Origin of the sequence: Sphingomonas melonis DAPP-PG 224 (assembly GCF_000379045.1) — a bacterium.
Taxonomy (GTDB): Bacteria; Pseudomonadota; Alphaproteobacteria; order Sphingomonadales; family Sphingomonadaceae; genus Sphingomonas; species Sphingomonas aquatilis.
The window spans coordinates 2,626,023-2,640,798 of the sequence record NZ_KB900605.1 but is presented as its reverse complement, the minus strand read 5'-3'; the positions used below and the strand labels follow the sequence as shown (position 1 = coordinate 2,640,798).

The window sequence follows — 14,776 nt, the reverse complement described above, 5'->3', positions numbered from 1 at the left end:
CTTCGGCCATATCGGAACCGGTATCGCCTGCGTAACGTTTTGTTGCTGACGCCGGGCGCTGGGCCTGGCGAAGAGAGGGATGCCAATCATGTTGTGGACGATCGCCGTAATCCTGCTGATCCTGTGGCTGCTGGGCTTCTCGCTCCACATCGCCGGCGGTTTGATCCACATCCTGCTGGTCATCGCGATCATCGTCGGCCTGATCCAGCTCTTCACCGGCCGCCGCGCTTTATAAGTTCGATCGGGGGGCGGCACCGGCCGCCCCCCGATTTCGTCAGTGAACGAAGCGCGCGACGACGTCGCGATAGCTGCGGCTGACCTTTACGCTGGCGCCCGAATCGAGCACCAGGAAGCATTCGCCGTTGGTGTGCGGCTTCACCTGTTTGACGAGGTCCAGATTGACGATCGTCGAGCGGTGGACGCGCTGGAAGCGGCGCGGATCGAGCCGCTTTTCCAAATCCTTCATCGTCTCGCGCAGGATCAGGTTTCGGTCGCCGGTGTAGATCACCATGTAATCGCCCGCCGCGTCGATCCGCTCGATCGTGTCGACGTCGACGCGGAAGATCTGGCCCTGATCCTTGATGTTGATCAGCTTCTCGTAGCGATTGGCCGACAGGTCGCCTGCGTCCGCGATGTCGGCAGCCGCCTCGGGCGCATGCTCGGCGAGCACCTCCTTCAGCTTCTCCACCTCCTCGACGCCGCGCTTTTCACTAAGCCTTTGACGCACCCGTTCGATCGTATCGGCCAGCCGCGATTCCTCGACCGGCTTCATCAGATAATCGACCGCCTGCGCCTCAAACGCCCGCAGCGCGTGGTCGCTATAGGCGGTGACGAACACGAACAGCGGCGGCTCGACCTCCATCAGGCCCTGCACGACCGAAAAACCGTCGAACCCGGGCATCTGGATGTCGAGGAAGACAAGGTCGGGCTTGTGCGTCTTGATCGCCCGGATCGCCTCGCGCCCATTCGAGCACTTTTCGATGATCTCGATGTCTTCATGCGCCTGGAGCCGGAGCTCCAATCCCTGGATCGCGAGCGGTTCGTCGTCCACCAGGATGGTTCTGATCGTCATGCGGCCTCTCTACTCACATCGTCGAGCTGGAAGGGGATTTCGATCTCCACCGAAAACCCGCCAGCCGGCGCGGTACGCGTCTCAAAACGGTGATCCGGGCCATAGGCCTGGACCAGCCGCTCCCTAATATTGGGGAGACCCACGCCAGTTGAAAGGCTTGGCATCGCACGCCCCTCCTGCAAACCCGGTCCAGTGTCGGATACGCCGATCTGCACGCGATCCCCGGCGAGCCGCGCGCGGATGCAGATTTCGGCCCCCTGCTCCTGCGTGCTGACCGCATATTTGATCGCATTCTCGACCAAGGGTTGCAGCAGCAGCGAGGGCAGGCGGGCGCGTTCGGCGCGCGGATCGACGTCGAACACCGGGCGCAGGCGATCCTCGAACCGCATCTTTTCGATCTCCAGGTACAGCTTCAGCGTCTCGACCTCTTGCAACACGGTGACGTGCGCGGTCGGTTCGTTGGCCAGCGTGTAGCGCAGGAAGGATGACAGCCGGCTGAGCATGGCATTCGCCCGCTCGGTCTGCTTGAGCAGTACCAAAGTCGAGATAGAATTCAGCGTGTTGAACAGGAAGTGTGGGTTGAGCTGATAGCGCAGCATCGCGAGCTGCGCCGACGACGCCTGGCTTTCCAGATGCTGCATCTGGTCGATTTGATCCTCGACGATCAGGTAGAAATTGATGCCGAAGTAGAGCGCCGACCAGCCGAACAGCGCGGTGAAGGCGACGTAGAAGGCGACGACCATGCGCGGCAGCGTGACGCCGGGCTGGCCGTTCTGGATCAGCGACCAAGTAAAGGCATCGACGAAGGTCGAGAAGATCGTCGCGACCACGAAGGCGAGGATCGTCAGGATCAGCCCGCTGACCCGCGGCAAGCGCCGGAAATAGCCGTAGAAGGTTGAGAGCAGCAGCGTCACGCAATAGCCGACGATAGCCTCGACGATCACGGGGATGATCGTGTCGAGCGACAGGTTGGTGAGCGTCGAGGCGCCGCGCAGCAACAGATAGCCGGTCCAGCCGACCGCCTGCAGCGTCCAGAAGGCGCGGCTCTTGTTCTCGAAGAAGGGGCGCACGTTGAGCGCCGGGCGGGTGGGGGCGGGAAGGGTCGCCATATAGCCGGCGTCTCTACACGCGTGCGCACCGCCGTGCAAAACAGAAGGGCCGCCGCTGCCCGAAGGAAGCGACGGCCCTATCCGTCAGGCAGTATTGGTTAGTTCGATCAGAAAGCGGTGTTCACCGACAGGATGAACGCGCGCGGGCTGCCGATCTGCACGAACGGGATCGAGTTATTTACGTTCACCGTCTGGCCGCCGGTAAAGCCGCCGACGTAGAACTTGTTGAACGCGTTGACGACGTTCAGCTGCAGGTACGTCTTGTTGTTGCCGCCGATGCCGACCCAGTCGAGCGCCAAGCGCGCGTCGAAGTCGACCGTGGTGTAGCCGGGAGCATAGGCACCATAGGTCTGGTACTGAATGCCACGCTGACCGGTGTAGGTGGCCGGAACGTTGTTAACCGTCGGGCAGACGTTGTTGACCAGATTCAGGTTCCCGTTCGGGCCCGCGCAGGCAAACTGCGGCAGGTTCTGGTCATTCAGGTAGCGACGGCCAGTCCGCTTCGCCTGAACGCCGAGTTCAAGCGGCCCGAGGGTCGCCTGGACGCGACCACCGAAGGTGTAGACCGGAGCGCCCGATTCACGCTTGCCGGCGGTCTGCGCCAGGATCGGGGCGCCCGCGACCGTGCAGTTGTTGGTCGTGTTCGCAGCGGTCAGCGTCTGCGGGCAGCGGCCGATCTCTACGTTCGTCTTGATCTCCGACTTCAGGTACGAACCGTATGCGTAGAACAGCAGCTCGCGGATCGGACGATAGGAGATGCTGCCATCGATGCCGTACTTATCGACGCGACCCAGGTTGCGATAGATCGTCTGCTGCGTGTCGATGTCATAGGCGCTCGCCAGACGGTTCTGGAAGCGGGTGTACCACGGCCCCAGCGACGCGGTGACGCGGCTGGTCGTGTAGCGGATACCGGCATCGAAGTTGTCGGTCGTTTCCGGGCGCGGGTTCGCAGGGGTGGTGTTCTGCGGGTAATAGAACGCCTGATACAGGTTGTCCGTGCCCGGAACCTGGATGCCCTTCGAATAATTGCCGAAGATGCTGAACGCGTCGGTGACTTCGTAGGTCAGGCCGCCGGCCGGCAGGATGCGGTCATACTTGTAGACGCGGTTCTGCGGGGCAGCGAAGCCCGTGATCGTCGGAGCGGCGGTGGTGCCGCCGACGACGTAGGGGTTCGCCGCGGCATAGGCCGCGTTCTGCGAGGCCGACGCCAGGCAGTCGACGTTGCCGCCGGCCGACGTGGAGAAGCAGTAGTTGGTCAGGTCGCGCTTGAACCACTTGCCCGTCACCGACGCTTCGACGCGCAGCTTGCTGTCGAAGAAATTGCCGATGTACTGCGCGAAGCCCTGGTTCAGGATCGCCTTCGAGAAACGGTTGCGCTTCTCGACCACCCCACCGTTGATCGCCAGAATGCCGTCGTTGACGGGGAAGACGTCAAACGGCTTGCCGTTCGCCTGCAGGAAACCGAGCTCGCCGGTCTGCTTGTGGCGCCCGTAATCGAGCGTGTAGCCAACGCGGATGCTCTGCGTGTCCGAGAACTCGTACCGCAGCGATGCGATCACGCCATAACGGTTGGTGATCGTCTGGCTGGGGGCGAGCAGCGTAACGGTGTCGAGCGTATCACCGTCGCCGTTCAGGTCACGACCAAAATAATAGCCGTTCGAATTGCTGACGCTCTGGAAGAAGCCATAGTACGTATTGGCGCCGACGGTGCGGCCCTGCTCGCGCCCCGTAACCGTGCCGCCGCCGTTCGCCTTCGTGTACTGATACGACGGATCGACGAACAGCGTCAGCTTGTCGCTGAGCGAGAAGCGCGAGTTGATGCGGATGTTGGCGGTGTTCGACGGATTGTAGCGCTCGTCGAAGCTGCTGCCGCAAATGGCGCCGTTGTTGGATGCGCCCGGTGCGTTGGTCGTGGCAGGTGCGTCAACGCCGCCAGCCTGGGGCACGTCGATCTGACAGCGTCCGACCGAATAGGGCAACTCATCACGGCTGCGCGGGAAGCGGTTGGTCGACCCGGTCCCCGCGGTGCGCACGTCACCGGTAATCAGCGTCGGAGCGGCGGCGTTTGCACCGGTCGCGACCGTCGTCGTGTAAACGTTATTGTCGTTGCGCAGCGGAGCCGAGCCGAAGAAGTTGTTGCGGTTCTGGTTGTAGTGGCCCGAAACCGAGATGAAGTCCTTGCCGCTGCCGATCGGCTGATAGATCTTGGCGTTATACTGCTGCTTGTTGATCTTGCCGAAGTTGTTGAACACGACGTCGTTCGTCGCGCTCGAACCCGAGAACCACGCCTTGGTGCCCCAGGGCGTGAAGACGCCGGTGTTGACCAGACCGAACACGCGGAAGAAGCTGTAGTCACCGATCGAGCCGACCATGCGCGCACCGAACTGGTCGGTCGGGATCAGCGTGCGATAGTTGACGGTCGAACCCGAGGCCGAAGCGGTGGGCGAGTCGGGATCGGTCGAGCCGAGGTTGACGTTGACCTGCTCAATCAGTTCGGGGTCCAGCTGCTGGTTCGAATAGATGGCGTAGTTGCCGGTGTCGTTCAGCGGGATGCCGTCGAACGTCTGGCTGATGCGGCTGCCGTCGAACCCGCGGATGGTGAGCGTGCCGCCCGCCGAACCGAACGGATCGTTGTTCTGGAAGCTGACGCCCGGCAGCTGGTTGATGATGTCGTTGATCGTCTGGCCAGGGGTCTGGTGCGAGATGAACGTCTGATTCAGGACCTGCTTGTTCTTCGCGGTCGCGGGAATGTCCACGCCGCCGACGCCGGGTTCGCGCGCGCCGGTGACGACGATGTCACCCGAACCGACGGTGTCGGCTTCGGTCGAACCGGTCGACTGCGCGAAGGCGGCACCCGGCAGCATGAGCGCGGCGAAGGCAACGCCGCAAGCGAAAGTCATACGCATCTGATCTTGTCCCCTTTGAGCATGGTGCTCTTGGATTCGCGGCTCGTGTTTTTTGCCGTTGCCGCGGCCCATGTGAGATCAATATTGCGAGTTTGTGACAATCAAAGGGCAGCGATGATGACCCGCGTCGCTTCGTTCCGCTGCGTTGCAAAAAGGCAACGCCCCCGGTTCGTCATGCGGCCGTTTCGGCAACGATTTCAGCCCATTGCGCTTCGGTGATGACCGCCACGCCCAAGTCCGTCGCCTTCTTGAGCTTCGACCCCGCATCGGCTCCGGCCACCACGAGGTCGGTCTTGGCAGACACCGACCCCGACACGCGCGCGCCCAGTGCCTCGGCCTGCGCCTTGGCTTCGTCGCGACTCAGCGTTTCGAGCTTGCCGGTGAAGACGACGATCTTGCCGCTGACCTGCGAGGCGCGGGTTTCCCAGACGACGTCAGCGGGCGTGACCTCGCTGAGCAGGTCGTCGACGACCTCGCGATTATGCGCCTCGGCGAAGAAGTCGAGCAGCGCGTCGGCGACTTCGGGGCCGATCTGGGGCGTGTCGATCGCCGCGACGATCGCGCGCTGGCGGCGCAGCTCGAACTTGCGGTCGGGTTCTCCCAGTGCGGGTATGGTGTCGGCGCGCACCTTGAGCGCGGCGTCGATCATCGCGCGGAAGCCCGCCATCGAGACGAAGCGGCGGGCCAGGTCGCGCGCGGTGATCTCGCCGACATGACGGATGCCCAGCGCGAAGAGGAAGCGGTCGAGCGCTATGTCGCGCCGCGCGTCGATCGCGGCGAGCAGCTTGTCGACGACCAGTTCGGACATGCGCTCGCGCTGGATCAGCGCCTCGCGATGCTGGTGCAGGCGAAAGATGTCGGCGGGCGAGGCGATCAGGCCGTCTCGGAAGAATTCCTCGACCCGGACGAGGCCGAGGCCCGTAATGTCGAAGGCGTGGCGCGAGACGAAGTGGATCAGGCGTTCCACGCGCTGCGCCGGGCAGATCAGGCCGCCGGTGCAGCGGATGACGACCTCGCCCTCCTCGCGCGTCGCTAAGCTGCCGCATTCTGGGCAGTGGTCGGGGAAGACGAAGGGCTCTCGGGCGACGTCTCGGGTCAGGTTCTCGACGATCTGCGGGATGACGTCCCCTGCGCGTTGCAGGACGACGCGGTCGCCGGGGCGGACGCCCAGCCGCTCGATCTCGTCGGCATTGTGCAGCGTGGCGTTGGTCACGACGACACCGCCGACCGTCACCGGCTCCAGCCGGGCGACGGGGGTCAGCGCGCCGGTGCGGCCGACCTGGATATCGATCTTCTCCAGCGTGGTCTGGGCGCGCTCGGCGGGGAATTTGTGCGCGATCGCCCAGCGTGGCGTACGCCCGACGATGCCCAGCCGGGCCTGCCAGTCGAGCCGGTCGACCTTGTAGACCACGCCGTCGATATCGAAGGGCAGGTCGGCACGCTGCGCCTCGATGGTGCGATAGATGGCCAGCGCGGCACCGGCATCGGGCACGCGGGCAAAGGCGTCGGCGATGGGAAAACCCCAGCGGCGCCATGCCTCGACCATGTCGAACTGCGTCTCGACGGGCACCTCGCTTGCCTCGCCCCAACCATGCGCCAGGAAGCGCAAGGGACGCCCGGCGGTGATGGCCGGGTTCTTCTGGCGCAGAGACCCGGCGGCGGCGTTGCGCGGATTGGCGAACTGGCGGGCCTCCTTGTTCGCGTCGGCGGCTTCCTGCGCCAGTCGGGCATTGAGCGCGGCGAAATCGGCCTTGCTCATATAGACCTCGCCACGCACCTCGAAGACCCGCGGCGCGTCGGCGGGCAGGGTCTGGGGAATGTCGGCGATGGTGCGGACATTCTCGGTCACGTCCTCGCCGATCGCGCCGTCACCGCGGGTCAGCGCCTGGACCAGCCGCTGGTCGACATAGCGCAGCGAACAGGACAGGCCATCGATCTTGGGCTCGGCGGTCAGGGTGACCGGCTCGTCCTCGGGCAACTTCAGATAGCGGCGGACGCGGGCGACGAACTCCTCGACCTCCTCGTCGGTAAAGGCATTGTCCAGGCTGGTCATCGGACGGGCATGCGGCACCTTGGCGAGATGGGCGGCGGGGGCGGCGCCGACCTTGCGGCTGGGCGAATCGGTGCGGATCAGGTCAGGGAAGGCCGCCTCGATCGTGGTGTTGCGGCGGACCAGCGCGTCATATTCGGCGTCCGAAATCTCGGGCGCGTCATGCGTATGGTAGAGGCTGTTGTGGTGCGCGATCTGCGCGGCGAGTGCCTCCAGTTCGGCGGCGGCATCGAGCGGCGTCTGCGGCAGGTCGGTCATGGTTGCCGACTAGGGGAGAGGACGGCGGTCGGGCAAGCGGGGAGTGGAATAGCCCGGATCGAGGGCGATAGATGCTTGATACGCCGCATGAATTTCCACCACCGATGAACCAACCGCGGCCCCGGGCGATTGCGTCTTCATCCATCCGCCATCGAAGGCCGCATCATGACCGATCAGACCAATCGCCGCGATCTGTTCAAGGGCGCCGCCGTCGCTGGCGTCGCCGCCGCTGCGGCCCCGGCTTTCGCGCAAGGCGCGCCGGCGCTCAGCGATCCGCAGACGCGCTACACCAGCCAGCCGTTTCCCGAACAGCGCCAGAAATGGCCGGCGCTGCAACGCGACATGAAGCCGGTGCCCGACAGCGGCGAGCGCAGCTATCGCGGGTCGGGGCGGTTGGCCGGGCGCAAGGCGCTGGTCACGGGCGGCGATTCCGGCATCGGCCGCGCCGCGGTGATCGCCTTTGCGCGCGAAGGCGCCGATGTCGCGATCAATTACTATCCGACCGAGGAGCCCGATGCGCAGGACGTCGCCAAGCTGCTGCGGGCCGAAGGGCGCAAGGTGGTGCTGATCCCCGGCGATCTCACGGACGAAAAATTCTGCCGCGACCTGATCGCGCGTGCTAATCGAGAGCTGGGCGGGCTGGATATCCTGGTCAACAATGCGGCGTACCAGCAGTCGAAGGCGTCGATCGCGGAGATCAGCACCGAACAGTTCGACCGGACGATGAAGACCAACGTCTATGCGATGTTCCACCTGTGCAAGGCGGCAATCCCGCTGATGCCGCGGGGTGCGGCGATCATCAACACCGGGTCGGTCAATTCGGTCAACCCGGGCGAAGAGCTGCTGGATTATGCCACGACGAAGGCGGCGATCCTCGTCTTCACCAAGGGACTGGCGAAACAGTTGGGGCCGAAGGGAATCCGCGTGAACATGGTCGCGCCGGGCCCGGTGTGGACGCCGCTGCAGGTGGCGGGCGGCCAGCTGCCGGGCAAGATGGGTAAGTTCGGGCAGGACACGCCATTGGGCCGGGCGGGTCAGCCAGCGGAACTGGCAGGGCTGTACGTTGCGCTGGCCGAGGCGGGCAACAGCTTCACCACCGGCAGCGCCTTTGGCGCTAACGGCGGCACCGGCGCGATCTGACGTTTCCCTCTGATGAGGGAGGGGAGGGTCAGGCCGTCTCCAACAGGCGATCGGCCTGCGCCCGCGCCTCATCGGTGACGGTCGCACCCGACAGCATCCGGGCGATCTCTTCGCGTCGTTCGGCCTCGTCGAGCACCCGAACGCCGGTGCGGGTGACGGTGCCGTCGTGGCTCTTGGCGATCAGCAGATGCTCGGCACCGCGCGCCGCGACCTGGGGCGAGTGCGTCACCACCAGCAGCTGCGTGTGTTCGGCGAGGCGCGCGAGGCGCTCGCCGATCGCGCTCGCCACCGCACCGCCGACGCCGCGATCGATCTCATCGAAGATCATCGTCGCCGCGCCGCCTTCCTCCGCCAGCGCGACCTTCATCGCCAGGATGAAGCGCGACAGCTCACCACCGCTGGCGATCTTGGCGAGCGGGGCGAAGGGCGCGCCGGGATTGGTCGCGATTTCGAATTCGACACGATCCTTGCCGTGCGCGGACCACCCGTCAGGCCCGACCGACACCACGGTCGTGCGGAAGCGTGCGGCGTCGAGCTTCAACGGCGCGAGTTCGCCCGCGACCGCCGCGTCGAGGCGCTCGGCCGCGGCATGGCGGCGTTGCGACAGGATGTCGGCGGCGACGTCGTAATCGGCGCGGGCCGCGGCGACGGCCGCTTCCAGCAGCGCGATCCCGCCCTCGCCAGCTTCCAGCCGCTCCAATCGGCCGCGCAAATCCTCGGTCAGCGCGGCGAGATCGTCGGGCTGGACGCGATGCTTGCGCGCCATACCGCGCAGTTCGAACAGGCGCGCCTCATCCTCTTCCAGCGCCCGTGGGTCGAAGGCGAGGGCACGGCGCGCCTCGACCAGCTGTTCCTCGGCAGCCGCCGCCTCGATCACCGCGCGATCGATCGCAGCCAGCGCTTCGCCGAGCGCGGGATGATCCTCGGCAATGCGTTCCAGCACGCGCGCCGCCTGGCGCAGCTGCGCTAGCCCGCCGTTCGATCCTTCGAGATAGTCGTCGATTGCGGCCAATTCGTCCGCGATCTTTTCGGCGCGCTGCATGCCGCGCCGCTTGTCGGCGAGCGCTTCCTCTTCGCCCGGTTCGGCGGCCAGCGCGCTGAGTTCGCCCACCGCATGTTCCAGCCATTCGCGATCGCGCGCGGCCGTCTCGATCTCGGCCTGCGCCGCGGCGAGCTCTGCCTGCGCGTCTCGCAAACTTACCCAGGCGCGCGCGGTATCGCCCGGATCGACGCGTCCGAACGCATCGAGCAGCGCGCGATGCCCGCGTGGATTGAGCAGGCCGCGATCGTCGTGCTGGCCGTGGATTTCGACCAGCATCGGCGCCATCTCGCGCAGCAGCGCAACGCCTGCGGGCTGGTTGTTGACGAGCGCGCGACTGCCGCCGTCGGCCTTGACGATGCGTCGGACGAGCAAGGGTTCGCCCGGCTCGACCTCGACACCATTCTCTTCCAGCAGGGCGCCGAGTGCACCGACGGGCGGATCGAAGGTCGCGGTGACGATGGCCTGTGCCGCACCGTGGCGCACCAGCCCCGATTCGCCACGGCCCCCCAGCGCCAGCCCGAGGGCATCGAGCAGGATCGACTTACCCGCACCGGTTTCCCCGGTCAGCACGTCGAGCCCGGCCCCGAATTCGAGGTCAAGCGCCTCGATCAGCACCACATCGCGAATGGACAGCGCGGTCAGCATCGGAGGCGCTATAGCGCGCCTACGCGGCGATGTTGATCCTTAAATGTTCTCATCGCCGCGATGACGGCCGGGGCGCCGATCAGTTGGTCGGCGTCTCGGTGGTCGGCACCGGTGCGCCGGCCGTGCCGCCGCTGGGGGCGACCGGCGTCGGCGGCGTGGGGGCTTCCGCCTTGGGCTTGGCGGCCTCCAGCTCGCCAGGCTCGGCGAGCTTCTTGGTGCCGGGCGTGTTGGGCGGGATGATCGGCTGGCCGGCGGGAATCGGCGCAGTCGGCGTGAAGGGGTGCTCCTGCATCAGCTTGTACGCATGCGCGTACCAGTCGCTGCCGGGATAGTTGGCGCCGAGCACCGCCGCAGCCTTCTCGGCTTCGCCGCGCAGGCCCAGTTCCAGATAGCATTCGACGAGGCGCATCAGCGCTTCGGGCGTGTGCGTGGTGGTCTGATACTTGTCGATCACGGTGCGGAAGCGCAGCGCGGCGCCCAGCCACTGACCGCGGGTTTCGTAGAACCGCCCGATCTCCATTTCCTTGCCGGCTAGGTGATCGTTGACGAGGTCGATCTTCAGGCGCGCGTCGGAGGCGTAGCGGGTGTTCGGATAGCGGCGGGTCAGTTCGCCCAGCGCGCTCAGCGCCTGGAGCGTGATCTTCTGGTCGCGCGTGACGTCGCGAATCTGTTCGTAATAGCTCAGCGCGATCAGATAATAGGCGTAGGGAGCATCGCGGTTGCCGGGGTGGACCGACAGGAAGCGCTGCGCCGACTGGATGCTCGCGGTGTAATCGCGGTCGAGATAATAGCTGAACGCGCTCATCAGCTGCGCGCGGCGGGCCCAGATCGAATAGGGGTGCTGGCGCTCGACCTCGTCGAACAGCAGCGCCGCCTCCTTGTAGCGGCCCTGATCGAGCCGCGTCTTCGCGGTCGAATAGAGCGTGCCCACGTCGCGCGCGACATAGGGCAGGTCGGACTTCGCCTTGTTACGGGCGCAACCGGCGACCGGAAGCGCGAGGACGGCGATCATCGCGGCGGCAAGCGCCTTGGACTGTGGGATACGCATCGGCTAAGGCTCTTAGCGTAAGCGCGTGCCAGCGAACAATCCCCTCCGTCGCAGGTTGGCGCGCCTGTTACGGACTCGAAAGGACCCTCATGCCTGCTACGTTGCTCCACACCCACCGCGTCGAAAAGCCGTGGGGCCGGCATGACCTGGGGTTCGGCTTTGAGGATGCGCCCAAGGACGGCAAGCCGATCGGCGAGATCTGGTTCCAGGAGCCGGGCGACAGCACGCCCGACCTGCTGATCAAATATCTGTTCACCGACCACAAATTGTCGGTGCAGGTCCATCCTGACGACGAGCAGGCGCACGCCCGCGGCCTGCCGCGCGGCAAGGACGAATGCTGGACGATCCTGGCGGCCCGCCCCGATTCGACGATCGCCCTGGGCCCCAAGCAGCCGATCACCGCCGACCAACTGCGCGCCCATGCACAGGACGGCAGCATCGAGGACGATCTCGACTGGGTGCCGGTGAAGGCCGGCGACTTCTACTACGCCCCCAGCGGCACGATCCACGCGATCGGCGGTGGCCTGACGCTGATCGAGGTGCAGCAGAACAGTGAGACGACCTATCGCCTGTACGATTACGGCAGCGATCGGGAATTGCACCTAGACGATGGCGTCGCGGTATCGCACCTGACCCCGTACCAGCCGATTGCCTCGCCGGGTGCGGCGGGCGAGGGGCGCGACATTCTGGTCGAGGGGCCGAAGTTCGTGCTGGAGCGCTGGACGGGTGGCGAACACCAAGTCGCGCTGCAGGACGGTCAGACCGGCTGGCTGGTGCCGATCCGCGGATCGGGCGAGGTTGCCGGTGTCGCGTTCAAGGCAGGCGAATGCGTCACCGTCACCGGTAGCGAGACGATCGCGAGCAGCGCCGATGCCGACCTGCTGTTCGCCTATCCGGGCACGCAGCGCCTCTGATTCGCGGGCGGGCGCCGGGTAGGGGAAGCCTTAACCCGGCGCCGTTAGGCCAAGCCGCGATGCTGCGCGTCCTGACCCTGTCGTCCCTGTATCCGGATGCGAACCGGCCGAATTTCGGCGTGTTCGTCGAACGGCAGACGCAGGGGCTGGCGGCGGCGGACGGCGTCGCGGTGCGGGTCGTCGCGCCGGTGGGTGTTGCCCCCTGGCCGGTGTCGCGCTTGCGGCAGCGAGAGCGGCTGGCACTGCCGGCGCGGGAGACCTGGCGCGGCGTCGATGTGTACCGTCCGCGCTTTATCGCGATGCCGGGCACTGCCGGCCGGTGGCATGCCCGTATGCTCGTTCGCGCGCTCGTGCCGGTGCTGGACGCGATACGGCACGACTTTCCGTTCGATGTGATCGACGCGTCCTTCTTCTTCCCCGATGGGCCGGCCGCGGTGATGCTCGGGCGGCGCTACGGCGTTCCTGTCTCGATCAAGGCACGCGGGGCGGATATCCATCTTTGGGGGCGATCGGGCCCGACGGCCGCGCAGGTGCGGGAGGCCGGCCGCGCGGCGGACGGCCTTCTCGCAGTCAGCGGCGCGATGCGGAACGACATGATCGCGCTCGGCATGCCGGGAGACCGCATCCGCGTGCATCACACGGGCATTGACACGGACGCCTTTCACCCGTTCGATCGAGCCGTTGCCAAGGCCGCGTTGGGCGTCACCGGGCCGCTTGTCCTGTCCTTGGGGGCACTGATCCCACGCAAGGGCCACGACATCGTGCTGCGCGCGGTGGCGACGCTGCCCGGCGTCCCGCTGATGATCGTCGGCGAGGGGGCGGAGCGGGCAAGCCTGACCGCGCTTGCTGCGTCATTGGGGATTGCCGATCGCGTCCGCATCGTGGGCGGCGTGCCGCACCGGGCGCTTCCGGCGGTGATCGCCGCGGCCGATGTCATGGCGCTGGCCTCGCGTTCGGAAGGGCTGGCCAATGCGTGGATCGAGGCGCTCGCCTGCGGCACCCCTGTCGTCATTCCGCCGATCGGCGGTGCGGCGGAGGTGGTGACCTCGACGGACGCCGGACGGATTGTCGCGCGCAACCCGGAGGCCTTTGCCGTCGCCATACGGGAGCTGATCGCCGCTCCGCCTGCGCCTGATGCAGTCTCCGCGACGGTGAAGCGCTTTACCTGGCAAGCCAATACTGCGGCGCTGGTCGATCACCTGTCGGCGCTCGTCGCCCACCGGCGCGAGAGGGATCAGGCATCCAGCGGGTAGAGCGCCGCGCCGATCACGCGGCCCTCGCCGCGCAGCACGCCCCAGGCGCGCGCCGCCGCGCGGCTGTCCATCGCCTCGACGCCGATGCCCGCGTCTTCCAGCGCGCGGACCAGCGCGACCGGCGGGCGGGTCAGCCCGGCGCCCGTGCCGATCAGGATGAACTCCGGCGCCGCGTCGATCAGCGGCTGCAACGCCGCCGTGTCGAGCCGGTCGAGCGGGGGCGGCGTCCATTCGGACGCCGTCTCCACCGTCATCAGCAGCGCGCGGAACACCCGCTCGTCGTCGACCCGGAACCCCGAGCCGACGAAGCCGCGAACGATCGGGCCGTCGGCGGCGGCCTCACGGTCCATGCGCACCGCGTCAGCCCTCGCGCGGGCCGACCCGCTCCGCATTGCTGATGCCGCCTTTTGCGGTGCGTTCGCCGGCATTCGGATCGGCGCGCAGGCCGAGCGTGATGAGCAGCGACGACGACACGTAGATCGACGAATAGGTGCCGACAACGATGCCGAGGATCATCGCGGCGGTGAAGCCGCGCAGCACATGGCCGCCGAGCAACAGCATCGCGATCAGCGCGAGCAGGATCGTGACCGAGGTCATGACGGTACGCGGCAGCGTCTCGTTGACCGACAGGTTGATGATCTCGCGCATCTCCATCTTGCGATAGCGGCGCATGTTTTCGCGGATACGGTCGTCGATCACGATCTTGTCGTTGATCGAATAGCCGATGATCGTCAGCACCGCGGCGATGATGTTCAGGTCGAATTCGAAGCGCGACAGCGCGAAGAAGCCGACCGTCATCAACAGATCGTGGACGATCGCGACGATCGTCGACACACCGAACTGCCATTCGAACCGCACGATCGCGAACAGGCCGATGCCGAGGATCGCGAGGACGACGGCGAGCACGCCGTTGCGGATAAGCTCGCCCGACACCTTGCTCGACACGGTCGAATAGCGGCTGAAGGTCGCGCCTGGGAACGCCTGGCCCAATGCGCCTTCCACCTTTTTGACGACGGCGTTGGTGGCGCCTTCGTCGGCGCCTTCCTGCACGGGCAGGCGGATGGTCAGTGTCTTGGGGTCGCCGAACTGCTGCAGTGCGGCTTCGCCGACGCCCAGGCCGTCGATGACCTGGCGGACCTTGTTCTGGTCGGGCTGGGTCGGGAACTTCTCTTCGATCATCAGGCCGCCGACGAAGTCGACGCCGAAGTTCAGGCCCTTCACCACCGTCAGCCCGACCGCGAGCAGGCTGAGCGCGAGCGTGAGCCCGAATGCCCAGCCGCGCAGGCGGACGAAGTCGATGTTGGTGTTGTCGGGTACGATTTTCAGGAGGCGCATGAGG

The 14,776-nt window shown here is 66.3% G+C and carries 12 protein-coding genes; 4 read left to right on the top strand and 8 right to left on the bottom strand.

The window, feature by feature from the left end:
* The first annotated feature begins 88 nt into the window (after nucleotides 1–88).
* Nucleotides 89–235, top strand: a complete 147-nt coding sequence (locus tag SPHME3_RS21065; protein ID WP_017978775.1) for a lmo0937 family membrane protein — start codon at nucleotides 89–91, stop codon at nucleotides 233–235.
* 39 nt (nucleotides 236–274) lie between these two features.
* Here the strand turns inward: SPHME3_RS21065 and SPHME3_RS0112720 are convergent, their stop codons facing one another.
* The 4 genes from SPHME3_RS0112720 to ligA all read right to left on the bottom strand — a co-directional run bounded on the left by SPHME3_RS0112720 (nucleotide 275) and on the right by ligA (nucleotide 7,395).
* On the bottom strand, nucleotides 275–1,072 hold the full coding sequence (locus tag SPHME3_RS0112720) for a LytR/AlgR family response regulator transcription factor (RefSeq protein WP_017978776.1): 798 nt from the start codon (nucleotides 1,070–1,072) through the stop codon (nucleotides 275–277).
* Nucleotides 1,069–2,181 (bottom strand): sensor histidine kinase, encoded by a 1,113-nt coding sequence (locus SPHME3_RS0112715; protein WP_018250763.1) that lies wholly within the window; start codon nucleotides 2,179–2,181, stop codon nucleotides 1,069–1,071. The genes SPHME3_RS0112720 and SPHME3_RS0112715 overlap by 4 nt, the downstream gene beginning before the upstream one ends.
* A 107-nt stretch (nucleotides 2,182–2,288) precedes the next feature.
* Nucleotides 2,289–5,081, bottom strand: coding sequence for a TonB-dependent receptor (locus SPHME3_RS0112710; protein ID WP_018250762.1), 2,793 nt, complete (start codon nucleotides 5,079–5,081; stop codon nucleotides 2,289–2,291).
* A gap of 178 nt (nucleotides 5,082–5,259) precedes the next feature.
* Nucleotides 5,260–7,395 (bottom strand): NAD-dependent DNA ligase LigA, encoded by a 2,136-nt coding sequence (ligA, locus tag SPHME3_RS0112705; RefSeq protein WP_017978779.1) that lies wholly within the window; start codon nucleotides 7,393–7,395, stop codon nucleotides 5,260–5,262.
* A 165-nt stretch (nucleotides 7,396–7,560) separates the two neighbouring features.
* Here ligA and SPHME3_RS0112700 point away from each other — a divergent pair, with 165 nt between their 5' ends.
* Nucleotides 7,561–8,535: an SDR family oxidoreductase gene (locus tag SPHME3_RS0112700; protein WP_017978780.1), complete on the top strand. Its 975-nt coding sequence runs from the start codon at nucleotides 7,561–7,563 to the stop codon at nucleotides 8,533–8,535.
* A gap of 28 nt (nucleotides 8,536–8,563) precedes the next feature.
* Here the strand turns inward: SPHME3_RS0112700 and recN are convergent, their stop codons facing one another.
* On the bottom strand, nucleotides 8,564–10,222 hold the full coding sequence (gene recN / locus SPHME3_RS0112695) for a DNA repair protein RecN (RefSeq protein WP_017978781.1): 1,659 nt from the start codon (nucleotides 10,220–10,222) through the stop codon (nucleotides 8,564–8,566).
* A gap of 79 nt (nucleotides 10,223–10,301) precedes the next feature.
* Nucleotides 10,302–11,270 carry an outer membrane protein assembly factor BamD gene (locus SPHME3_RS0112690; RefSeq protein ID WP_017978782.1) on the bottom strand — a complete coding sequence of 323 codons (969 nt, stop codon included), beginning with the start codon at nucleotides 11,268–11,270 and terminating at the stop codon, nucleotides 10,302–10,304.
* A gap of 89 nt (nucleotides 11,271–11,359) precedes the next feature.
* Here SPHME3_RS0112690 and SPHME3_RS0112685 point away from each other — a divergent pair, with 89 nt between their 5' ends.
* Together SPHME3_RS0112685 and SPHME3_RS0112680 are read left to right on the top strand one after the other, a co-directional pair.
* Complete coding sequence (locus SPHME3_RS0112685; RefSeq protein ID WP_017978783.1) at nucleotides 11,360–12,184, top strand: pirin family protein; 825 nt, start codon at nucleotides 11,360–11,362, stop codon at nucleotides 12,182–12,184.
* A gap of 59 nt (nucleotides 12,185–12,243) precedes the next feature.
* Nucleotides 12,244–13,437: a glycosyltransferase gene (locus tag SPHME3_RS0112680; RefSeq protein WP_018250760.1), complete on the top strand. Its 1,194-nt coding sequence runs from the start codon at nucleotides 12,244–12,246 to the stop codon at nucleotides 13,435–13,437.
* Here the strand turns inward: SPHME3_RS0112680 and SPHME3_RS0112675 are convergent.
* A complete protein-coding gene (locus tag SPHME3_RS0112675) occupies nucleotides 13,419–13,787 on the bottom strand; it encodes an MTH938/NDUFAF3 family protein (RefSeq protein ID WP_156021358.1) in 369 nt (122 codons plus the stop codon). The two genes, SPHME3_RS0112680 and SPHME3_RS0112675, sit on opposite strands and share 19 nt — an antisense overlap.
* Nucleotides 13,788–13,797: 10 nt before the next feature.
* Nucleotides 13,798–14,772, bottom strand: a complete 975-nt coding sequence (secF, locus tag SPHME3_RS0112670) for a protein translocase subunit SecF (protein WP_018250758.1) — start codon at nucleotides 14,770–14,772, stop codon at nucleotides 13,798–13,800.
* Between the last annotated feature and the right edge of the window lie 4 nt (nucleotides 14,773–14,776).